The following is a 19769-nucleotide window of genomic DNA, read 5'->3' on the forward strand; positions in this document are numbered from 1 at the left end:
CATTTAGAATTTTTTACTGCTGGTTATTCCAATTAGATTATTTATAATATCATTTGAATCATCAAGAACGTGAATTTTAGTATTCAATTGATTTTCCACTTCTTTAATATTTTTATCATCTAAAAATAAATCAGTATTAATTTTTAACATGATTGATGGTATGTAAATAGCCTCTCCTAAATCCTTATTTTGCAGTCCATAAATTAGATCTTCTCCAGTTAGAAGTCCAGTTACAACCTGCTCTTGCCCCCAATAAATGCTTGGTAAACCATATAAATTAATTGTCAATCCATCAATTAAGTTTAATTTCTTTACTGTAGGAATTAAGGCTTCATAAACTAATTTGCCAACAATCCAACTAACTTTTTTTGGCTTTTTTACTTTTTGAGGCAGTTTTTTAGTCTTCTCACTTAATGTTTTTAGAAAGCTTCTAATAGAGCCTACTCCATTAGATTCTTGCGGCATATTTTCGTAGGTTTTATAACTAGGTAAATCTTTACCAGCTATTAAATACCATTCGTCTGATAACCAACAAAAACGAGTTCCATGACTTATTTGTAATAAAGCTTGAATTCTCTCCACTTGTTTAATGGTTTTGATTGCGAATTCTGAGCTTATTGATTTTAAACCATCATTTTCAGGTCTAAATTTTGTAAGTCCTACAGGAACTATTGCAACTGAAAGTACTGTTTGAGAAGTTTCTTTGTAGAATGAAGAAAGTTCAAAAATTGATTTCTCAAGAATCTCTCCATCATTGATATCTGGACATACAACAATTTGAGCATGTATTTGAATAGAGTTTTTTTCAAACCAGGAAATTTGATCCAGAATTACCCCTGCTCTTTTATTTTTTAACAATTTTTCTCGAGTATCAGGATCAGTGGCATGAACAGAAATAAAAAGCGGGGATAGTTTTTGCGTCGATATTCTTTTCCAGTCTTCTTTTTTTAAATTCGTAAGAGTTAGATAAGAACCATAAAGAAAACTTAATCTATAATCATCATCTTTAACGTAAAGGCTTTTTCTCTTGCCGCTTGGCTGTTGATCTATAAAACAAAATGGACATTGATTATTACATTGTTTGATTGAATCAAATAATGCATCTTTAAAATTAATGCCTAAATTGACATCTTGATCTTTTTCAATGCTTATATTATGAACTTCATGGTTTTTATCTAAAACAGATATATTTAAAATTTCTTCACTAATAAGTATCTGATAATCTATTAAATCTCTTGGCTTTTTACCATTAATACTAATTATGGAATCACCTGATTCAAATCCTATTTCTTGCGCAATGGAATTATCTTCAATACTTTCAATTTCTGCAGGATTTATTCTATAAGTAATATTAGGAACTAAAAGATCATTTGAATCTTCTTTATAATCAATTTCTTGCCACACAATTAAATTCCAAATATTCTTCCTTATTTTTATTCTAAACTCATATTTGACTCAAAGTGTATTAAATACTTTTAAAATACTAAATATAATTCTCAAATTAAGGGTCTTTAATTTACTAAAATATGACATTCGCAGTTTTTTAAAACACGATTAAAATTTACTACACTTACTTAATAGACTTTATTCATTGGAAGAATTAATTACAAAAAATTTAGAGGTGAAAGATAAATTGAACAATGAATTGCATCATAGAGTTGATTCATATGAAAGTACTTTTTTATCAAGGCCAATTTCTTTAAGATTGTGGTCTTCTTTTTTTGTAATTTTACCTATATTTGTTCAAGCCCCTTGGGTTAGATTAGAACCAATTAGTGCTCTTTGCTTTACTTTTATAATTCTCTTAGGAGCATTTCTTTTGTATAAGAAACAATCCAATAAATGGTATATCGTCAGCTCATTATTACTTGGTGTATCAGGAAGTTGGCTGGGTGGATGTTTGTTTTGGGGATGGTTAAGTCCATTTCCTATTCTTCACATTCCTGTTGAAGCTGTGGTTCTTCCGTTAGCTTTAATTGGACTTGGTACTAATTGGAAAATTGGTTCTAGTTTTTATATCTCTTCTTTGTTTGGAACCGCAGCTACTGACATTTCAATATTTTTGACAGGAATAATGGATCAATGGAGACAGGTCATAACAGCAGATTCTGAAACAGCACCTATAATTCTTCAAAAAACTTCCGAAAATCTTATTCAAATAAAATCATTATCTATTATTATTTTTGTTGCAATTATACTTTGGTTAATTTCAAAAGAAATTTTTGATTCTGCGACTATTGAGACGACTAATGGTAAGGCACTCTTAGTTTCTAGTTATGTAATTCAAACGACATTAATTGTCGATGGTATTTTTATTCTTTTAGCAATTCTGCAACCAAATTTTAGTGGATTGGTTTAATGCTGAGGCCTCCATTTTCGCAAGAACCTATACCAATAAATAATTGGGATGTAATTGTTGTAGGGGCAGGAGCTGCAGGACTTATGACTTGTCTTGAATTACCTGCAAATTTAAAAGTGCTACTTTTAAATAGAAACACTAGCAAGGTATCTTCTAGTCGATGGGCTCAAGGAGGAATAGCATCTGTTGTTAGACAAGACGATTCATTCGATCTTCATGCTGATGATACTTTAAAAGCAGGAGATGGACTATGTGATTTTAAAGCTGTAGAAATGCTGGTTAAAGAAGCCCCAGGTTGTGTAGATAGGTTGCAGAATTTAGGTATGATTTTTGATCAAAGTTCTGATCAATTATCTACTACTCTAGAAGCGGCTCATTCTCGAAGAAGAGTCCTGCATGTTAAAGATCGAACTGGCAGAGCATTAGTTGAAGTTTTAGAAGATCATATTGAAAATAAAAAAAATATTCTTCACTGTAGGGGTGTAAGAGTAACTGAACTTCTTATTGAAAATGAAGCATGTAAAGGAGTTCAGGTTCTTGACGGAGCTAATTTATATTGGATTCAATCGAGAGCTGTTGTTTTGGCTACAGGTGGGGGTGGGCATTTATTTACTAATACAACAAATCCTGCTCAATCCTCTGGTGAAGGGATTGCTCTTGCATGGAAAGCAGGCGCTGCTATCGAAGATTTAGAGTTCGTGCAATTTCATCCAACCGCTTTAAAATTTTATGGTGCACCTTGCTTTTTAATATCTGAGGCACTTAGAGGAGAAGGTGCTATTTTGGTTGACAAAAATGGTGAAAGTCCAGTTAAAAATCTTGAAAATCGTGATTTAGCTACTAGAGATCAGGTAAGTAGAGCAATCATGAAAAATATGCATGATAATAATTTAGATCATGTTGGCTTAGATCTTCGGTATATTGACCCAGAAAAAATTGTAGAGCGCTTCCCAACGATCTTAAGTCGATGTCAGGATTATGGAGTTAATCCTTTAAATGAAGTTATACCTGTAGCTCCTGCAGCTCACTATTGGATGGGAGGTGTTAAAACTGATCTAAATGCATCTTCTACAAGAAAAGGATTATATGCCGTTGGAGAAGTTGCTTCTACAGGTGTTCATGGTGCTAATAGACTGGCAAGTAATTCACTTATGGAGTGTCTTGTTTTCGCAAGAAAAATGTCTTCAATTGTTTTGAATGATCTTCCAAAATGTGCAAAATTTGATAGATCATTGCAAGAGTTTGATATTGAAGATCCTAAAGAAGATCAGATTTCCAAAATTGCTGAAAAAATTGATGAACTAAGAAAACTATGTTGGTTAAATTTAGGTGTATCTCGAAATAAGGTAAATATGAGTAAATTTCTAAATTTTATTCAAGATGATATCGATACATTACATAAAAATGCTTTACTAAATAGTCTTGAAAAAATAAAATTTGATCAAAAAATTAAACTTAGTGAACGCAATAGGAGAGCATTGAATCTTTTACTTGATTTAAAGAATAGACAAATAACAACTATAACTTTATTAAAAGCTTGTCTATTTAGAGAAGAGAGCAGAGGAGGGCACTATAGAGATGATTTTCCAGATAAAGATAAAAATTGGGAATGCCATACTAGACAACAGTTAGATCAAAAAATTCAAAAAAGATTTATTAAAAATTAGAATCTCCTTGAAAGTCTGTCTTTATGGCTAATTCATTCAAGTCGCGAGTACCACTAATGATTTCTCCATTTATTTCCCAAGAAGGAAATCCATTGATTCCTTTCGTTTGGCATAGCTCATACTCATTATCTCTACCATCTTTAGCACATTCAACTACTTTTAATTCTTTAACTGCTTCTTTCCCAAATAATTGTTTCTGATCGTGGCAATGCGGGCACCAGTATGCACTATACATAACAATATTGTTTTTACTTAAGAATTTTGCAAATTTTACCTTCTGAGGAGAGCTTGAAGTGGTAATTATTGGCGATACATTTTCACTGGGGCTTGCAACATCAATAGCATTAGAGGGGTCAACGTTTGTTGACCAAATTAGGCCCCCCAGCAGAACACTAATGGCTACAATGAAACCTCTAAAAATCATAGGTTCTCTACTTTCAAATTTTGCTCCAATCATAGAAATTATAAAGATAGAAAACGATAAAATTGCTGAAAGTATACAAAAAAAGCAATATGCTTGAATCTTAAAAAACATTATATTTATCAATAAAAAGCTAAATGTTGATGATGCACAAGATATTAGAAATACTAACCACCATAAAAACTTATTTATTTTTTCTTTTGGGGAAATTAAATTAAGCGAAAGTATTATTGTGATAACTAATATTGATAAATAAGTTATGAATCCTGCTAATGAAAGAGGTATATTAACTTGATTATTTTCAAATAAAGTACCCCAAGGACTATTTAAAACTGTTTCACAACCATTTTGTATCCCTGGGCATGAAAGCGAAGTAAATAATCCCCAGTTTTTTAAAGTAATCGAACCTGTGTCAACTATGCCTATAGTGCTAAGAATTGCGATTATGATTTTTGGCCATTTCAAATCTTTTTTATTTCTTCTGTTTAAAGTCTTAAGGGCCATACAAAATGAAAGTTTGTTATTTACATTATCTATCCTAATATTATCTTGGCATGAGAGTTATGTACGAAATGCTTTTTAAATCTTTTAATTCTTATTTTTCAAGTTGTGAAACAAAATAGTCTCAATGTAAAAGAAAAAAAACTATCTAAGATTGCATTCAGTCATGTTGGTTGCGAGAAAAATCTTGTTGATACTGAACATATGCAAGGCTTATTAGATAAAGAGGGTTATGAAGTTGACAGCAATATAAATGATGCAAATGTTGTTGTTGTAAATACTTGCAGTTTTATTGAAACAGCTAGAGAAGAATCTATTAGAAAAATTCTAGAATATACAAATCAAGGAAAGGAAGTAATAGTTGCAGGCTGTATGGCTCAGCATTTTAAAGATGAACTTCTAAAAGAAATCCCTGAAATAAAAGGTTTGGTTGGAACAGGAGATTATCAAAAGATAGCCAAGGTTTTAGACAGAGTAGAAAAAGGGGAAATTGTTAATGAAGTTTCAAAAATACCGGAATTTATTGCAGATGAGGAAATACCTCGTTTTGTAGATAAAAACAAATTTGTTGCTTATCTTCGTATTGCTGAGGGCTGCAACTATAATTGCGCTTTTTGTATTATTCCTAAGTTGAGAGGACCTCAAAGAAGTAGAACAATAGAATCTATCGTTTCAGAAGCCAAAAGTCTTGCAAAGCAGGGTATTCAAGAAATCATATTAATTAGTCAAATAACAACTAATTATGGTCAAGATATTTATGGAAAACCATCATTAGCCAAACTTTTGAATGAGCTTTCTAAAGTTCCAATTCCTTGGATAAGGATACATTATGCTTATCCAACGGGTTTAACTGATGAAGTTATTAGAGCTTTCAAAGATTCAAAGAATATAGTACCTTACTTTGATTTGCCACTTCAGCATAGTCATCCAGATGTGTTGAAGAGTATGAATAGACCTTGGCAAGCTTCTTTGAATGAATCAATTTTGGAGAAAATTAGAGCAGCAATTCCATCTGCTGTATTAAGAACTAGTCTCATTGTTGGATTCCCAGGAGAAAAAAAAGAACATTTTGAACATCTTCTCGAATTTTTGGATAGGCACAAATTTGATCATGTGGGAGTGTTTATTTTTTCTCCTGAGGAGGGAACTGCAGCTTTTGATTTACCTAATAAAGTATCCCCAGAGGTTGCAGAGGCAAGAAAAGATAACGTTATTTCAGTTCAACAAAATATCTCTAAAGATAAAAATCATTCATATGTTGGGTCCAAAATGAAGATTTTGGTAGAAAAAATATCAGATAATAACGAATTAATAGGTAGGTCCTACAATTTCGCACCTGAAATTGACGGAAATGTGATTTTATCTATTAATGCTAATAATGATTTGAAAAATTATATTGGTAAATTTGTTGTAGCAAATATTTCTTTTGCGGATGAGTATGATTTGTATGGAGAGACTATTGAAATTTTGTAGTTTTTTTAAATTAATTTAACTGCTCTTAAGAGCTTATCTAATGCGAAAGCAGCTCCAAAACCAAAACCAATAAATGCAAAATAGAAAATGATGTTCATTAATTTTTTTATTTTTATTTAATTTAACATCAGATGAAAAGATTAGATTGTTTCGTTTAATTTCTTAATCTTGGATATATGGTAATTTTTTGTATAAACATTCTTCTGCTTTTTGTAGTTCTCGGCCTAAATATAGAGCATGATCGAATCTGGTTATTAAGTCATTTCTTTCTTCAGTGATCAAGATCCCAAGTTGTTTGGCACTAATACCTTCAAAGACTTCATTAATAACTCTTTTATTTTGAGAGTCGCATTTAATTGGTTCATTTGTTTCTGGGTCAAGCGCATATCCTTCATCATTAATATTATTTAGAAAGTGCTCTAAAATTATTTTATTTTGTTTTAAATCTACTTTTATAATAAAATAACCGTTTGGATCTAAGTCTATATATCGCTTGGATAGATTATTATCAATCTTTATTTTTTCATCTAAACTTTTACTAGAATCCATTCTTAGAAGTTAATAAAAAACTATATTAATAATATAATCTTTGGTAAAGCCAAATAATTTTTTATTTAAAGGGTATAGATTTATTTTCAAAATCAATTTCCATCTTGGTTTGTTTATTAACTTCATTTAGCCAAGGATAAATTATATTTTCCATATTTTTGTCAAACCACTTATGCAAGCTAATGGTATTTTTTGCAAAAAACCCCCTCCGCCTTTTATGTTTACCACCTGCTCCAGGATCAAACAAATGGATACTATTTTTTATTGCCCATTCAATTGGCTGGTAGTAGCATAATTCAAAATGTAAATTAGATATTTCTTCTTCACTACCCCAATATCTACCCCATAAGTTGTTTTTATTTTTAACGCACATTGACATAGCAAAAATATCATTTGAATCATTTTTTGATGCGCTAAAAAGTAAAAGATTTTTTTTATTATCAACAATTTTTTCGAAAAATGTAGATGTTAGATATTTACTTCCCCAAACTCCCCACCTTGAACAATGCAGTTCATAAAAATTATGCATTTTTTTGAGGATTTCTTGGTTGATATCAGCTTCATTAAAAATTTCTACTTTAATATCTTGTTTAGTAATTGATTTCCTCTCTTTTTTTATATTTTTTCTCTGATTAGAGTTAAATCTAGAAAGAAAATCATCAAACGTTTTTTCTCCATTACTCCTCCACTCACTGCTGGAATTTATCCATTCATGGTACCCCAAAGATTTAAGATGGTTGCCCCAGCTTTCATCAATATACAAAAAATTACAACTTAAAATTTTGTTTGTAATTGCAAAGCTTTCGATATGTTTTATAAGTAAATTTGTAATTTCTTTCTTATCTTTATTTTTTTTATAAAGAAATTGATATCCATTTACAGGACTATAAGGACTCATTCCAATTAATTTAGGGTAATAATTTAAATTAAGATCTTGAGCCAATCTTGCAAATGATTGATCAAAAATGAATTCTCCATAGCTATGATTTTTTAAAAAAAGTGGAGCAATTCCTAATATTTCTTCATTTTTATAAGCAACAAAATATAGAGGCTGCCAACCAGTTTCTCTTGAAACACTTTTTGATATTTCAAGGTTTTTAAGCCAGGTCCATTCATAAAATGGATTATTGATTTCATTTGCTAATTCATTCCATCTCTCCTTGGAGATTTCCTTAATTGACAATCTGACTTCAACTTTATGTATTTTTTGGTTCATTTATTATTGAATCTATTTCAAATTTTTTTGTAATGAACGTGGATTTCATTATTCATTAAATTTTTAATTGATTTAATTTCCCATAGTCTTTTGAGATTAAAAATCTCATTTGTTTTTTCTGGAGGGATCCATGTATATCTACCTCCAATAATTCGTGGAATTATTGTAATTTTTATATCTGTTATTAGATCCTCTTTTATAAATGAATTTATAAGTTTTGCACCTCCTAAAAGAGCTAGATCATTTATCCCTTTTTTTTTGAGTGAAATTAAAGTTTTCCCCCATGAATCTTCGAAAAAGAGTTGTTTCTCGAAGTCATTATTTGAAGAATTATCAACTTTACTTGAGCTGATTAGCCATCTTCTAATTGGTTGACGAAAGTATTTCCAATTACTGTTAAATTTTTTGCTATTTGAAGCAACTATAGAAATTGGTTGACTTTTTGATATATTTACTTCGTCATTATCATTGATATTTTTAATTAGGTAAGTTGACTGATGAGCTATTAAAGTACCTAAACCAAAAATGGTAGCATCTACCGTTGATAAGTTTTGATTTAACATTTTCTTATCTTCTTCGCTTCCAAGATGCGTTTCTCCACCTCCAGGAAATGCAATTCTCCCATCAAGACTAGATGCTATAACAATTATTACTCTTGGGATGCTCAAGTTTGTGTTACTAAACTATTTTCAAATTTCAACTTCAATGAATTGGTTAACTTTTGGTCAACATAAATTTCTGCAGCATTATTTGGGCTCTCTTGGAGTCTTATTTTGTGTAATTGTGCTCCTAGTTTGTGTATTGGTTTTTTAAGAATATCAGAAATATATAAAGCTATATTTTCAGCAGTTGGAACACAATTATGGAAAAATTCGATGTCTTTATTTAAAAACGTATGATCTAGTTTTTCAACAACCAAATCATTAATTATCTCTTGGAGGGCAGATAAGTCGCAAACCATTCCTGTTCTTTTATCAATGTCTCCTTTTACAGTTATATCGACAAGATAGTTATGACCATGTCCATTAACTCTGGCACATTTCCCATAGATTTTTTTATTTTCATCAAAGGATATCTCTTCTTTTGCAAGTCTATGAGCGGCTGCAAAATGAGTTTGAACTGTTAAAAATGCTTCCATGTTTTTTCCAAAATAATCTGCCCATAAATTTGGGTTTTCATAAAGCCTTAGACTTGTAAGAGGTAAATCATCCTTTAGACGACTCCAAATGACCTTTACTATTGCTTCAGTTGTGGGAAGTATCCCCTCTTGATTATTAACATTAAATTCAGGCCAGACATCATTCAAAAAACGAAAATCTAATTGTCCAGTAACCTTATTTTTAATAGAGTGTTTTACATCAGAGAGATTAAGTACCATTCCATCAGAGTCTAGTTCTCCCCCCATTGAAACAATAAGTTCATAATTATGACCATGCCCTGGAGCAATACTGCACTTTCCAAAAAGAGATAAATTTTCTTCTGGACTTTTTTCAGGAAGCCAATAACGGTGACTAGAACTAAAGCAAGCACGTCGAGTTATGACGCATTCACGTCCTTTTCCATGTAATGGTTTGGATTGTGTAGAAGTCATACCTGTCTGCGATAATACTATCTTAAGGTTTTAAATACGCTTTTGTCTTTATGGAAAAATCCATTATCGAAAAAACAGTTCATACTATCAAGGGCAGAAGCATATTTTTAATAGGAATGATGGGTTCTGGTAAGTCACAAACTGGTTTGAAGCTGGCTGAATTATTGAATTATAAATACATTGATTTAGATTCATTAATAGAGAAGTTGGCAAAAAAATCTATCAATCAAATTTTTAATGATGAAGGAGAAGATAATTTCCGTGAATTAGAAGCAAACTGCCTCAAAGAAACTATCAAAATTCCTTCATTAGTAATCTCAACTGGGGGAGGAATAGTTACCAAATCGCAAAACTGGGGAATCTTAAGACAGGGAATTATTGCTTGGATAGATCTCGACAAAGATATAGCAATTGAAAGATTGAAAAATGAAATTGAAAATAGGCCACTACTTCAGGGAAAGAATCTAAATGATTTATATATGAGCATTTTTCAATCTAGAGAAAATTTGTATTCTCAAGCAGATTTAAGAATTCAGGTAAAAAGAGAAAATATTGAAGAAGTTGCTATGAAAATAATCAATGCAATTCATAAAGAAATAATTAGTTAATCTGGTTCAATTCTTACTGCAAACCATTTGATAACGTATCCTGATTTTATTTCTAATTCATAAGTGCTTTCCAATAATTCTTCAAAAAATTCCTGATCAGGATCTTCTATATTTTGATATATTGTTTGTGTTTCTGTCTTACTAAGCCAATTCTTCAACCATAAAATTGCTTCTTGCTTTGATACAATTTTTTCTTTTGAATCTGGCTCTAATAATACATAATGATCTGATGCTCTTATTAGTGGATTTGACATAATGAAAATTATTCTTGGATTAATTCTTTGCTTGACTTTTCAAGGAATTTTTTTAGAAAGTTCTTTTGCTCTAGTAGATTCTAACGTACGAGAGTTTTTGGAAAATCGTGTAAATCAATGGCCAGAATTATATTTACCAAAATTTAAATTATCTGATACTTCTAAGGATTTAATTTATCCCAAATGGTTCGAGGGGTATTGGCTTGTTACCTCTCAAGATATAATTAATGATTCAGAAGAGCCAGTTATTTATAAAGTAAATTTCTTTAAGAATGATTCAGATTTAATTGTTGGTGATCGTGCAAAAAATTCTGAATCTATTGGAAAAGCAATATTTGGGGATACCTTAATAAAGGTTGTAAATGATCCTACATCTATTAATAATCAAATTACTTATTTAAAAGATGATTTTTATATTGATTCAAGAATTCAAGGGAGAAATCAGATCCAAGATGATGATATTTTTTTCGCAGATGAGCTAGTTATACAAACAGCGCATAAGCCAGGTGCTTCAAGGATTAATCAGGTAGAGACAATTAGTAAATTTCAAAAATGTTCCGAAGAAATATTGGAAGTTAATAATACAATCAAACCATCAATTTGTGGAGTGCAATATGTTGCTTCTTATGGTTCAAAAGTTGGTGATCCCTCTATTCGTGCTATTAAAACAAATAAATATAAATTGACTTTTGAATTTATTGAGAGTTAGCACTAAAAAGATATTCTTCTAAGTTGTTCCTCCACATGAAAAGATTTTCTAGATAAGGGTTATTGATGTATTCTTGACTCCCCTCTCCTGAAAGAATTGGCCCTGCAGAATTTGGGAATTTAAGAAGGGATAATTGAGCTGCAATTGAAATATCTGCAATTGATAAACTATCTCCAACTAAATATTTTTTGTTGATCAAGGATTTTGATAAAGCTTCCAGTAATTTTTGCAGTTCTAAATTATCTTTAGAAGATAAAACTACATTGGAGATTTTACTAAGATTTTCAAAAGGTAATTTATCAACAATACTTTTAACTGAAGAAGGTATTTCATCTGGAAGTAATGCAGTTCTTAGCTGTGGATTTTCTATTGCAGATTTTATTAAAGCTTTTCTACAAGTTGTAGCCATTGTAGTATCTGCCCAGTCTTCAATTAGTTTGGATTGTGCGAATAATACTGGGTCCTCAGGAAAAAGTGGATTATTATCATTTTTTTTATCTATATATTCGCAAATTGTTGATGAGTCATGAATAATTTGATCATTAACATCGACTATTACAGGGACTTGTTTTTGACCTGATAATTTAAAGATTTCAAATTGACCTATTCCAGGCGTTACTTCTTCAACTCGATATTGTAGTTTTTTTGCATGGAGAGCCATTCTTGTTTTTAAACAAAAAGCACTGTGCCTAAATTGATATAATGTAATCATGCTGATTAATGTTTGTTAAAACTTAGCTAAAAAAGTAATCTATTTGTGGAGCTAATGGGCGAATTTTTCTCTAATGTTGCAAGATATCCCAAGTATTTAATATCTATTATTATTGGGGGACTTGTTGCATTACTTGAACCTTTATTCAAGAATCGATCAAATCCACTAACAATAATAGGTTTAATATCTTCTGTTTTAAGTGCTTTCATAACTGTTTATTTTGTCTTGCAGGCGATGACAAATCCATTAAATTCATAATCATAATGCCAAATAATTATCGTCTTGCAAAAGTTTCTTCTCTTTTAAAAAAAGAAATAACCCTTATCTTGCAAAATGATTTGGAAAGTGATCTTATTAGAGATCATTTCGTCAATATTTCCAAGATTGATTTATCAGGTGATTTGCAATACTGTAAGATTTATATCACTTCTACTGCTCAAGAGAAAGTAAAGAAAGAAATTGTGGAAAATTTGAATAGCGCTAAAAGCTCTATTAGGCATAATTTAGGAAAAAGAATAGAGATGAGACGAGTACCAGAGATAATTTTTAAAGACGATATAGTTATTGATAAAGGATTAGCAGTCTTGAAACTTCTTGATGAAATAAAAAATAGCAACGAAGAAAATAATAATGTTGAGGATAAGGATGCCAATAGTTGATTTACCTATTTATCAAAGAAATATAATTATCACTCGATCAAGAGAGGGGATAAAGGATATTAAAAAAATATTCACAAGCAAGGGTGCCAATATATTTGAATTCCCTGCAATAAGTATTGGGGATCCTGATGATTTAAATCCTCTTGACGAAGCATTAAATCAAATAAATGATTTTCATTGGATTATCTTTTCCAGTAGTAATGGGATCAAATTTGTAGATAAAAGACTTAGATATTTTAATAGTTCGTTAAAAGAGTGTTCTAAAACAACAAAAATTGCCGTAGTCGGAGAAAAAACTGCAATAACTCTTGATGATTTTGGGATCAAGGCTGATTTCATACCTCCAGAATTTGTTGCCGAAAGTTTAATTGATAATTTCCCAATATCTGGATATGGACTTAGAGTCTTTGTGCCAAGAGTCCAAACAGGTGGTAGGGATCTAATTTCAGATCAATTTAGAAAGGCTGGTTCGCGCGTATTTGAGGTTGCTGCATATGAAACTAGATGTCCTGATTCAATTCCTGCAGATACAATTGATCTTATTTCTAATAAAAAAGTGGATGCAATTATTTTCTCAAGCGGCAAAACCGTATTAAATTCTGCTTTTTTACTAGAAAAAGCACTTGGTAAGGAATGGGTCAAATATTTTGATCAAACTAAATTTTTAACTATTGGACCTCAAACAACAAAAATATGCAAAAAGATTTTTGGAAGAGTTGATGGTCAGGCACAAAAATATACTTTTGAAGGACTGCTAGATGTGGCAATTAATATTTTTAGTTAGAAAAATCATTTTTATAATTTTTTTCAACCAAATCTCTAAACCTATCAATATTGGCCTGTAATTCGTTTGTGACCATTTTACCTAAAATATTTTCTTCCATAAATCGAGCAATCATTTTAGGCAGCTCATATGTTATTGCTAAATTTACTGATGTAATTTGATCACTTTTGCTTTCGAAAACTACTGATCCTTCAGTTGGTAAACCCCCTATAGATTTCCATTTAAGTTTACTTTTTTCGATCCTTTCCGTTATTTGAGCTTTCCATTTAAACCTAAAACCATTTGCAGCTAAAGTCCATTCTGTTAAATCTGGTAATGTTGTAGTTTCTTCATCAACTGTTTTTACAGATTCTATCCAGCTCATCCAAAGTGACATTGAGTCTAAATCACTCCATGTATTCCAAACATTTTCAAGAGGCGCATTAACAACTGTTATTACGTCATGTTTTAGCCAAGTACCCATAAGTTAACTAACTGCAAGATTTTTTGCTAATTCGGCTTTCTTCTCTAAAATTGCGGCCGCAGCTAAATGACCACTCATTGTAGCTCCCTCCATAGAGTCTATATAATCTTGTTTAGTGTAACTACCAGCCATAAAGAAATTAGATATAGATGTTTTTTGATCGGGTCTAAAAGGTTCCATCCCTGGAGATTCTCTATAGAGGGATTGTGGAATTTGTACTACGTTACTCCAAAGCAATTTAAGGTTTTCTGAAGATGGGAATAGACGGCGGACTTCTTTATCTATTTCTTTGGTAATTCTTTCTGTAGATCTTCCCATCCATCTATCACCGGGAGTTAAAACACATTGGAGTAGTGATCCCATATCTTTTTTTCTATAGTCTGCTGGACTTGCTAGTGCTAAATCAGCAAAACAACTGAAAGAAGCATCAGCAGAATATAGAAGGTTATCGAGTCCAGTGGGCGAGTTTCCAGTATTATCTTTTTGTAATTCGGTAACCCAACCGTCGTATCTTAATTGGATTGTAGCTACTGCAACAGCTCTAAGTTTTTTTAAACCTGCAAATTCTTTAAATTGATACCATTCTTTTGGAATTATTTTTTTTATTCCAGGAACATCACAGGCAGCTAGAAATTTATCTGCAAACACTGTTTTAGGCCCTTCAGGAGAAGATATTTTTAACTGATTAACGGAATAAGAGGAAGATTCCTTTTCATAAATAATTTCTTCCACCTTATGGTTTAGATTGATCTTGGCCCCTTTGTTTGTGATGTAGTCGACAATAGGCTGTGTTAACCACTTATGAGGAGAACCTTTTAAAAGATTAAGTTTTGAGGCTTCTGTTTTTGAGGCAAACATCATGAAGATAGTTAGCATACATCTTGCTGAAATATCTTTGCAGTTGATAAAACCCAAAGCATATGCGATAGGATCCCACATTCTTTCTAAACTTTTTTCACTCCCACCATGATTTAAAAACCATTCTTTAAAACTAATCCTATCTAGATCTCTAATTATTTCCATTGCACCTTCATAGTCTATCAATCCTCTAACTATTGGGCTTGTTCCTAAAGCTAAGGCATTTCTGAACTTGTCTACCCAAGTAAGTTGTTCAGTTGTAAAAAATGCTTTGAGTCCATTAAATGGAGCACCTAAGGGGAATCTGAAATCTAAAGATTTCAAATTGCCACCATTATTTATGAACAGATGAGTATGATCTTTAGGGAGTAAATTATCCAAAGCACCCACTTTTTTCATTAATTTAAATAGATTTGCATAATTATAAAAAAATACATGTAATCCCATTTCTATGTGATTGCCATCCTTATCTTCCCAACTTCCTACTTTACCCCCCCAAAAAGACCTACTTTCATAAATTTCTACTTCGTGACCGTCATCAACTAAATTGACCGCAGCTGTAAGACCAGCTAATCCAGAACCAACTATTGCAATTTTCACTTTTTTCTTAAGATTATAACAAATCAAGTTTGGATATTGTTCGTTCTATGCAACCTATCGATTAAGTTTTACTATTATAAATAATAGGAAATCTTTGTTTATGGAAAATGTAGTATTTAAACAGGAAATTAAGAATTCTGATGATGGTAAAGGTATCTTAATAACTAATGATGCTATAGAGCAAATTGCAAATTTATTAAAAGGACAAATTGATAAGAAAGCTCTCAGGGTTGGGGTAAGATCAGGAGGCTGCAGTGGGATGAGTTATACAATGGACTTTATAGGAAGTAATGAAATTAATCCTGATGATAAAGTTTATGATTATTCATTGAATTCTGATCAAAGCTTTCAGGTAGTCTGCGATCCTAAAAGTCTTTTATATATATATGGAATGCAATTAGATTTTAGTAAGGAATTAATTGGCGGTGGGTTTAATTTTGTAAACCCTAATGCTTCTCAAACTTGCGGCTGTGGAAGCTCCTTTGCAGTTTAAAGAATAATGAATAACGAAATTAATCCCATCGAAGAGGATTTCAATGCAGCTCTATCAAGATATAAAGCTGGACAAGATTTAATTCCTATCGTTCAAGATTTTCAAAGTATTATCCAGCAAATACCAAATCATTTTGCTGCATGGACTTGTCTATCATGGCTTCAATTACTCTTGAAAAATAATGAGGAAGCTTTAGCAGCTGCCAGACAAGCTGTTCGATTAAACCAGCAAGATCCACAAGCAAGAATGAATTTGTCTTTAGCCCTTTTGGCTACCAATAATAAAGGGGTTAGGGATCATATTGAGTTAATAAAAAAAATGTCTATGATGATGCCAGATGTTAAAAGTGAGTTAAAAGAATCTGTTGAAGACGGATTTATTAGATATCCAGATTGGCCTGAATTAACCAAAGTCAAAAAATGGTTGGATTTTTAAATTGTCCAGAATTTTATTATTAAGTAATGGGCATGGAGAAGATCTATCTGGGAGCTTGATAGCTAAGGAATTGGCAAATAGTGGTTATTCTGTAGAGGCTTTGCCAATTGTTGGTAAAGGAATTCATTACGAGAAAGAAAAAATTAAGATTATTGGAAAAACTAAAGAATTTACTACTGGAGGTATTGGCTATAATTCTTTTAAGGGAAGATTAAAAGAGATATTTGGAGGAGAAATAATTTATGTCCTAAAAAGATTATATTTAACTTATAAAATAAGAAAAAAATATAATTATTTTTTTGTAGTTGGTGATATTGTGCCAGTATTTTTTGCATGGGTATGTAAAAAAGAATTTTTTACATATCTAGTTGCTTATTCAAGTCATTATGAAGGGAAGTTAAAATTACCATGGCCCTCTAAATTTTTTTTGAATTCAAAAAAGGCAAAAAAAATATATACAAGAGATTTTCTTACGGCTAATGATTTAACTTCCCAATTAAAAAAGACAGTATCTTTTTTTGGTAATCCATTTATGGATAAGTATTTTTTTAGAGGTAAAGAATTAAAGAAATCTGACTTTAGTATTGGACTATTTCCAGGTAGTAGATTTCCCGAGATTTTAAATAATTTTGTTTTGATTTTAGAAGTTTTAGAGGCTCTTTCAGATTTAAGTTATTTTCAAAAAATTGAATTTAATTTTGCAATAGTTAATGCTCTATCTTCATCCAAAATAATGGAGATCTTTGAAAATAGAAAATGGTTATACCTAGAGAAAATAAATGAGAAGAATCTCTTGAAATTTCAATATAAATCTTTAACGGTGAATTTATATTGGAATACTTTTGACGAAATATTATTGAAAAGTAGATTATGTATCAGCATGGCAGGCACAGCAGCAGAGCAGGCGATTGGATTAGGTAAACCTGTTATTCAGATTGAAGGGAAAGGCCCACAATTTACAAAATCTTTTGCAGAAGCGCAAAGACGTTTGCTTGGAAAATATGTTTTTTGTGCAACTAATTATAAAAATAAGAATGATCAAATAAATCAAACAATAAGATTGATTATACAAGTAATATACCTAATTAAGCTAAATAAGAAGTTTTTGATTTCATGTCATGAAAATGCAAAAAAAAGACTAGGTGAAAACAAAGCTTGTATTAAGATGGTTGATGATATGAATTTTGTTATTAAATATGACTAACGAAGATAATCAAAATAACTTAAAACAAATAATCGATAATTTATTGTTAATAAATTTATTTATAGTAATTTTTTTTGCAATATTTTTTGGTTTTGCCATAATTATGCAATTAAATGGAATATTCATTTTTATTAATTTTATTCAGATAGTTTGGAATCCTCTTATAGTTCCACTAATAACAATTCTAATTATTGGTGCTTTAGTAAATGGTTTTAATTCTTGGTGGAGGCGGAAATTGCTTTCTCAAGAAGAGGATATTTAAAATTAAAATTTCTGAGTTTTTTGCTTATTACCTTTTGTCCTTCTAATACAACTTTTGATCCATCTCCTAACAAAATTTTTAGAACTGCTCCTGGTACTGGTAGTAAATTAGGTCTATTAAGGCATTTACCTAAAGTCTTAGAAAAATCCTTCATTAATACTGGGTTTGGTGCAACAGCGTTAAATACGCCTGAATACTTTTTATCAACTAATGATTTAGTTATTAAGGCACATAAATCCCTTCGATGAATCCAACTCATCCATTGCATACCATCTCCAATTGGCCCACCTAATCCAATTTTAAATACAGGAAGCATTTTTCCTAAGGCACCTCCATCTGCTTCCAGAACAATTCCAATTCTAAAAATAACTAACCTTGAGAAAAATGGTTTTTCAGCAGCAACTGCTTCCCATCGTTTGCAAAGATTAGCTAAAAAGTCTTTCCCTCCAATACTATTTTCAGTGAATTCATCCGACAAACTTGTCCCGTAATAACCAATTGCTGATCCATTTATAATAACTTTTGGATTGATTTTGAAATTTTTAAGTGTCTCCATCATAAATTGCGTGGTATTAATTCTACTATTTTCAATTTCCTGTTTTTGTGAATAAGTCCATTTCTTTTCGGCTATGGGCTCTCCCATTAAGTTAATAATTCCATCTGTCTCTCTTAAAATACTTAGAAGATTTTCATTATTCCAGTTTTGTTTTTTTGATAAATCTATTTGAACAAATTTAAATTTATTGAAATCTAAATCAAGCTTTAATTTATTTATAGGTTTTCTACTTACAATGTATATCTCGTGATTTTCATTAAGTAATGTTGGGACTAATTCTTTACCAACAAATCCAGTACAGCCAAGTAGTAAAAGACGCATATTTTATAGATGTTTACCATTTAAGGCTATTAAATTTTTTAGAGGTTTGTAATTATTATTCCATAATCAGTTTTTTTAAATATTTTTCAAACAAGATTTTGTATAATAAATTTCAAATAACTGCATAGATTTATTATGACAGATTCTATTCCACAGAAACCTCTCAAGAAGGGAAGCTTAGTTTTTGTCGATAGAGTAAATTATATCAAAAGTATTGAGTCCCTTGCCAGTGATGATGATTTACCTAATTATATTTTTGAAGGTCCTGGGGAGATTCTTGCCGTCAAAGAAGAATATGCTCAAGTTCGATGGCGAAGACCTGTGCCAGATGTTTGGTTGAAATTAGATCAACTTAAAGAATATATTCAATGAAATTTTATTTTTAAAAATTTTTATTTTTTTTCTCTATTACCATCTTTGATTGAATTCTTTTTGCTTCTTTAATCATTTCTTTACCATCAAATAAGTAATCATCTACGTATCCTTGTGTATATCTATCAAACTCTAATAGTGCATCTTTAACTTGTGAAAAACAATGATAAAGATCTAAACCTAAAGCTGAAATAGATTTTGGTACTAACTTTTTATTATAAATTTTTTCAACTTTTTCTATTTTCTTTTGGGAAAGGCGGATATAAATGCAAAAATTTTCCATTAATTGGTCATCATAAGTATCCGCAGATAGTGCTTTTATTTCATTATTCAAAGGTTTAATTATTTGGCTAATTAATCTATTTATCGGCAGGTAAATCTCTTTTATCCATGTTTCAACTTCTTTGTCTTTAATTGATGAATTATATTTTTTTGAATTAAATTTCTCTTCCCAATTTTCCTTTAATGAGTCAAATGAGCCCTTGGAAGGAAACATTTTTCTATCATATTCAGCTTTTTTTATAGGGTCATTTAGATTCTCCCAGGCATTTTGTATTGCAAAAAATCGTTCTTTGTCTCCGCCTGCATCAGGATGATGCTTCTTAACTAAAGAACGATATGAAGATTTAATTTCACTTTTGGTTGCATTTTTTTCAAGACCTAATTCTTCATAAAAGTTTTTTCCCATTTTTTCAAGATGTA

At 30.8% G+C, this 19769-nt stretch carries 26 protein-coding genes; 13 read left to right on the plus strand and 13 right to left on the minus strand.

What is annotated here, in order from left to right; all coding sequences use genetic code 11:
• Positions 1-3: 3 nt before the first annotated feature.
• The gene (locus HA146_RS00560; protein ID WP_209107663.1) at positions 4-1404 is read right to left on the minus strand and encodes a TIGR03279 family radical SAM protein; all 1401 of its coding nucleotides are present in this window, start codon (positions 1402-1404) and stop codon (positions 4-6) included.
• Between the two features lie 187 nt (positions 1405-1591).
• On the opposite strand from HA146_RS00560, the gene HA146_RS00565 reads away from it, so the two are divergent.
• Together HA146_RS00565 and nadB are read left to right on the plus strand one after the other, a co-directional pair.
• Positions 1592-2359 carry a DUF3120 domain-containing protein gene (locus tag HA146_RS00565; RefSeq protein ID WP_209107664.1) on the plus strand — a complete coding sequence of 256 codons (768 nt, stop codon included), beginning with the start codon at positions 1592-1594 and terminating at the stop codon, positions 2357-2359.
• Positions 2359-4026 (plus strand): L-aspartate oxidase, encoded by a 1668-nt coding sequence (gene nadB / locus HA146_RS00570; RefSeq protein ID WP_209107665.1) that lies wholly within the window; start codon positions 2359-2361, stop codon positions 4024-4026. The genes HA146_RS00565 and nadB overlap by 1 nt, the downstream gene beginning before the upstream one ends.
• Here the strand turns inward: nadB and HA146_RS00575 are convergent.
• The gene (locus tag HA146_RS00575) at positions 4016-4951 is read right to left on the minus strand and encodes a vitamin K epoxide reductase family protein (protein WP_209107666.1); all 936 of its coding nucleotides are present in this window, start codon (positions 4949-4951) and stop codon (positions 4016-4018) included. The two genes, nadB and HA146_RS00575, sit on opposite strands and share 11 nt — an antisense overlap.
• Positions 4952-5056: 105 nt before the next feature.
• Between HA146_RS00575 and rimO the strand changes: the two genes are divergently transcribed.
• Complete coding sequence (gene rimO / locus HA146_RS00580) at positions 5057-6421, plus strand: 30S ribosomal protein S12 methylthiotransferase RimO (RefSeq protein ID WP_209107667.1); 1365 nt, start codon at positions 5057-5059, stop codon at positions 6419-6421.
• A 5-nt stretch (positions 6422-6426) separates the two neighbouring features.
• On the opposite strand, the gene petL is transcribed toward rimO, so the two are convergent.
• The 5 genes from petL to HA146_RS00605 all read right to left on the minus strand — a co-directional run bounded on the left by petL (position 6427) and on the right by HA146_RS00605 (position 9777).
• Entirely contained in the window at positions 6427-6519 is a 93-nt protein-coding gene (gene petL, locus HA146_RS00585; RefSeq protein WP_011375671.1) for a cytochrome b6-f complex subunit PetL, read from the minus strand.
• Positions 6520-6583: 64 nt separating this feature from the next.
• The gene (locus HA146_RS00590; RefSeq protein ID WP_209107668.1) at positions 6584-6970 is read right to left on the minus strand and encodes a DUF4346 domain-containing protein; all 387 of its coding nucleotides are present in this window, start codon (positions 6968-6970) and stop codon (positions 6584-6586) included.
• A gap of 61 nt (positions 6971-7031) precedes the next feature.
• A complete protein-coding gene (locus HA146_RS00595) occupies positions 7032-8186 on the minus strand; it encodes a peptidogalycan biosysnthesis protein (protein ID WP_209107669.1) in 1155 nt (384 codons plus the stop codon).
• A 17-nt stretch (positions 8187-8203) separates the two neighbouring features.
• Complete coding sequence (locus tag HA146_RS00600; protein ID WP_209107670.1) at positions 8204-8854, minus strand: dihydrofolate reductase family protein; 651 nt, start codon at positions 8852-8854, stop codon at positions 8204-8206.
• A complete protein-coding gene (locus HA146_RS00605; RefSeq protein WP_209107671.1) occupies positions 8851-9777 on the minus strand; it encodes a 6-pyruvoyl trahydropterin synthase family protein in 927 nt (308 codons plus the stop codon). Before HA146_RS00605 ends, HA146_RS00600 begins: the two co-directional genes overlap by 4 nt.
• 50 nt (positions 9778-9827) lie before the next feature.
• On the opposite strand from HA146_RS00605, the gene HA146_RS00610 reads away from it, so the two are divergent.
• The gene (locus tag HA146_RS00610; RefSeq protein WP_209107672.1) at positions 9828-10385 is read left to right on the plus strand and encodes a shikimate kinase; all 558 of its coding nucleotides are present in this window, start codon (positions 9828-9830) and stop codon (positions 10383-10385) included.
• On the opposite strand, the gene HA146_RS00615 is transcribed toward HA146_RS00610, so the two are convergent.
• Entirely contained in the window at positions 10382-10639 is a 258-nt protein-coding gene (locus tag HA146_RS00615; RefSeq protein ID WP_209107673.1) for a chlororespiratory reduction protein 7, read from the minus strand. The two genes, HA146_RS00610 and HA146_RS00615, sit on opposite strands and share 4 nt — an antisense overlap.
• A 1-nt stretch (position 10640) precedes the next feature.
• Here HA146_RS00615 and HA146_RS00620 point away from each other — a divergent pair, with 1 nt between their 5' ends.
• A complete protein-coding gene (locus HA146_RS00620; protein ID WP_209107674.1) occupies positions 10641-11348 on the plus strand; it encodes a DUF6816 family protein in 708 nt (235 codons plus the stop codon).
• Here the strand turns inward: HA146_RS00620 and HA146_RS00625 are convergent.
• The gene (locus HA146_RS00625) at positions 11335-12060 is read right to left on the minus strand and encodes a glutathione S-transferase family protein (protein ID WP_209107675.1); all 726 of its coding nucleotides are present in this window, start codon (positions 12058-12060) and stop codon (positions 11335-11337) included. The genes HA146_RS00620 and HA146_RS00625 overlap by 14 nt on opposite strands.
• Positions 12061-12114: 54 nt before the next feature.
• On the opposite strand from HA146_RS00625, the gene HA146_RS00630 reads away from it, so the two are divergent.
• From HA146_RS00630 to HA146_RS00640, 3 genes are read left to right on the plus strand one after another with little or no spacing between them, the layout of a single operon-like run.
• Positions 12115-12318, plus strand: coding sequence for a DUF751 family protein (locus HA146_RS00630; RefSeq protein WP_209107676.1), 204 nt, complete (start codon positions 12115-12117; stop codon positions 12316-12318).
• 5 nt (positions 12319-12323) lie between these two features.
• Positions 12324-12719: a 30S ribosome-binding factor RbfA gene (rbfA, locus tag HA146_RS00635; protein WP_209107677.1), complete on the plus strand. Its 396-nt coding sequence runs from the start codon at positions 12324-12326 to the stop codon at positions 12717-12719.
• Positions 12706-13503 (plus strand): uroporphyrinogen-III synthase, encoded by a 798-nt coding sequence (locus HA146_RS00640; RefSeq protein ID WP_209107678.1) that lies wholly within the window; start codon positions 12706-12708, stop codon positions 13501-13503. The genes rbfA and HA146_RS00640 overlap by 14 nt, the downstream gene beginning before the upstream one ends.
• Here HA146_RS00640 and HA146_RS00645 read toward each other — a convergent pair.
• Together HA146_RS00645 and zds are read right to left on the minus strand one after the other, a co-directional pair.
• A complete protein-coding gene (locus HA146_RS00645; protein ID WP_209107679.1) occupies positions 13496-13966 on the minus strand; it encodes an SRPBCC family protein in 471 nt (156 codons plus the stop codon). The two genes, HA146_RS00640 and HA146_RS00645, sit on opposite strands and share 8 nt — an antisense overlap.
• A gap of 3 nt (positions 13967-13969) precedes the next feature.
• The gene (gene zds / locus HA146_RS00650; RefSeq protein WP_209107680.1) at positions 13970-15424 is read right to left on the minus strand and encodes a 9,9'-di-cis-zeta-carotene desaturase; all 1455 of its coding nucleotides are present in this window, start codon (positions 15422-15424) and stop codon (positions 13970-13972) included.
• Between the two features lie 100 nt (positions 15425-15524).
• Between zds and HA146_RS00655 the strand changes: the two genes are divergently transcribed.
• The 4 genes from HA146_RS00655 to HA146_RS00670 are packed head-to-tail and all read left to right on the plus strand — an operon-like array spanning position 15525 to position 17818.
• Complete coding sequence (locus HA146_RS00655) at positions 15525-15917, plus strand: HesB/IscA family protein (protein ID WP_209107681.1); 393 nt, start codon at positions 15525-15527, stop codon at positions 15915-15917.
• Positions 15918-15923: 6 nt separating this feature from the next.
• Positions 15924-16352, plus strand: coding sequence for a tetratricopeptide repeat protein (locus HA146_RS00660; protein ID WP_209107682.1), 429 nt, complete (start codon positions 15924-15926; stop codon positions 16350-16352).
• 1 nt (position 16353) lies between these two features.
• On the plus strand, positions 16354-17556 hold the full coding sequence (locus HA146_RS00665; RefSeq protein WP_209107683.1) for a lipid-A-disaccharide synthase-related protein: 1203 nt from the start codon (positions 16354-16356) through the stop codon (positions 17554-17556).
• Positions 17549-17818, plus strand: coding sequence for a hypothetical protein (locus HA146_RS00670; protein ID WP_209107684.1), 270 nt, complete (start codon positions 17549-17551; stop codon positions 17816-17818). The genes HA146_RS00665 and HA146_RS00670 overlap by 8 nt, the downstream gene beginning before the upstream one ends.
• On the opposite strand, the gene HA146_RS00675 is transcribed toward HA146_RS00670, so the two are convergent.
• Positions 17769-18695, minus strand: a complete 927-nt coding sequence (locus tag HA146_RS00675; RefSeq protein WP_209107685.1) for a TIGR01777 family oxidoreductase — start codon at positions 18693-18695, stop codon at positions 17769-17771. The genes HA146_RS00670 and HA146_RS00675 overlap by 50 nt on opposite strands.
• Positions 18696-18830: 135 nt before the next feature.
• On the opposite strand from HA146_RS00675, the gene HA146_RS00680 reads away from it, so the two are divergent.
• Complete coding sequence (locus HA146_RS00680) at positions 18831-19067, plus strand: NAD(P)H-quinone oxidoreductase subunit O (RefSeq protein ID WP_209107686.1); 237 nt, start codon at positions 18831-18833, stop codon at positions 19065-19067.
• Between the two features lie 10 nt (positions 19068-19077).
• On the opposite strand, the gene HA146_RS00685 is transcribed toward HA146_RS00680, so the two are convergent.
• Positions 19078-19755, minus strand: a complete 678-nt coding sequence (locus HA146_RS00685) for a DnaJ domain-containing protein (protein ID WP_209107687.1) — start codon at positions 19753-19755, stop codon at positions 19078-19080.
• Positions 19756-19769 lie beyond the last annotated feature (14 nt).

The sequence above is a fragment of the Prochlorococcus marinus CUG1416 genome, from assembly GCF_017695965.1.
Classification (GTDB): domain Bacteria; phylum Cyanobacteriota; class Cyanobacteriia; order PCC-6307; family Cyanobiaceae; genus Prochlorococcus_A.

Excerpts from the sequence above, each read along its gene's own strand:
- HA146_RS00590 (WP_209107668.1), bottom strand. The coding sequence starts at position 6,970 with ATGGATTCTAGTAAAAGTTTAGATGAAAAAATAAAGATTGATAATAAT.
- HA146_RS00615 (WP_209107673.1), bottom strand. The coding sequence starts at position 10,639 with ATGTCAAATCCACTAATAAGAGCATCAGATCATTATGTATTATTAGAG.
- HA146_RS00595 (WP_209107669.1), bottom strand. The coding sequence starts at position 8,186 with ATGAACCAAAAAATACATAAAGTTGAAGTCAGATTGTCAATTAAGGAA.
- HA146_RS00655 (WP_209107681.1), top strand. The coding sequence starts at position 15,525 with ATGGAAAATGTAGTATTTAAACAGGAAATTAAGAATTCTGATGATGGT.
- HA146_RS00620 (WP_209107674.1), top strand. The coding sequence starts at position 10,641 with ATGAAAATTATTCTTGGATTAATTCTTTGCTTGACTTTTCAAGGAATT.
- HA146_RS00685 (WP_209107687.1), bottom strand. The coding sequence starts at position 19,755 with ATGGGAAAAAACTTTTATGAAGAATTAGGTCTTGAAAAAAATGCAACC.
- HA146_RS00640 (WP_209107678.1), top strand. The coding sequence starts at position 12,706 with ATGCCAATAGTTGATTTACCTATTTATCAAAGAAATATAATTATCACT.
- HA146_RS00670 (WP_209107684.1), top strand. The coding sequence starts at position 17,549 with ATGACTAACGAAGATAATCAAAATAACTTAAAACAAATAATCGATAAT.
- HA146_RS00645 (WP_209107679.1), bottom strand. The coding sequence starts at position 13,966 with ATGGGTACTTGGCTAAAACATGACGTAATAACAGTTGTTAATGCGCCT.
- HA146_RS00675 (WP_209107685.1), bottom strand. The coding sequence starts at position 18,695 with ATGCGTCTTTTACTACTTGGCTGTACTGGATTTGTTGGTAAAGAATTA.
- nadB (WP_209107665.1), top strand. The coding sequence starts at position 2,359 with ATGCTGAGGCCTCCATTTTCGCAAGAACCTATACCAATAAATAATTGG.
- HA146_RS00630 (WP_209107676.1), top strand. The coding sequence starts at position 12,115 with ATGGGCGAATTTTTCTCTAATGTTGCAAGATATCCCAAGTATTTAATA.
- HA146_RS00610 (WP_209107672.1), top strand. The coding sequence starts at position 9,828 with ATGGAAAAATCCATTATCGAAAAAACAGTTCATACTATCAAGGGCAGA.
- HA146_RS00625 (WP_209107675.1), bottom strand. The coding sequence starts at position 12,060 with ATGATTACATTATATCAATTTAGGCACAGTGCTTTTTGTTTAAAAACA.
- rbfA (WP_209107677.1), top strand. The coding sequence starts at position 12,324 with ATGCCAAATAATTATCGTCTTGCAAAAGTTTCTTCTCTTTTAAAAAAA.
- HA146_RS00660 (WP_209107682.1), top strand. The coding sequence starts at position 15,924 with ATGAATAACGAAATTAATCCCATCGAAGAGGATTTCAATGCAGCTCTA.
- HA146_RS00605 (WP_209107671.1), bottom strand. The coding sequence starts at position 9,777 with ATGACTTCTACACAATCCAAACCATTACATGGAAAAGGACGTGAATGC.
- petL (WP_011375671.1), bottom strand. The coding sequence starts at position 6,519 with ATGAACATCATTTTCTATTTTGCATTTATTGGTTTTGGTTTTGGAGCT.
- HA146_RS00680 (WP_209107686.1), top strand. The coding sequence starts at position 18,831 with ATGACAGATTCTATTCCACAGAAACCTCTCAAGAAGGGAAGCTTAGTT.
- HA146_RS00575 (WP_209107666.1), bottom strand. The coding sequence starts at position 4,951 with ATGGCCCTTAAGACTTTAAACAGAAGAAATAAAAAAGATTTGAAATGG.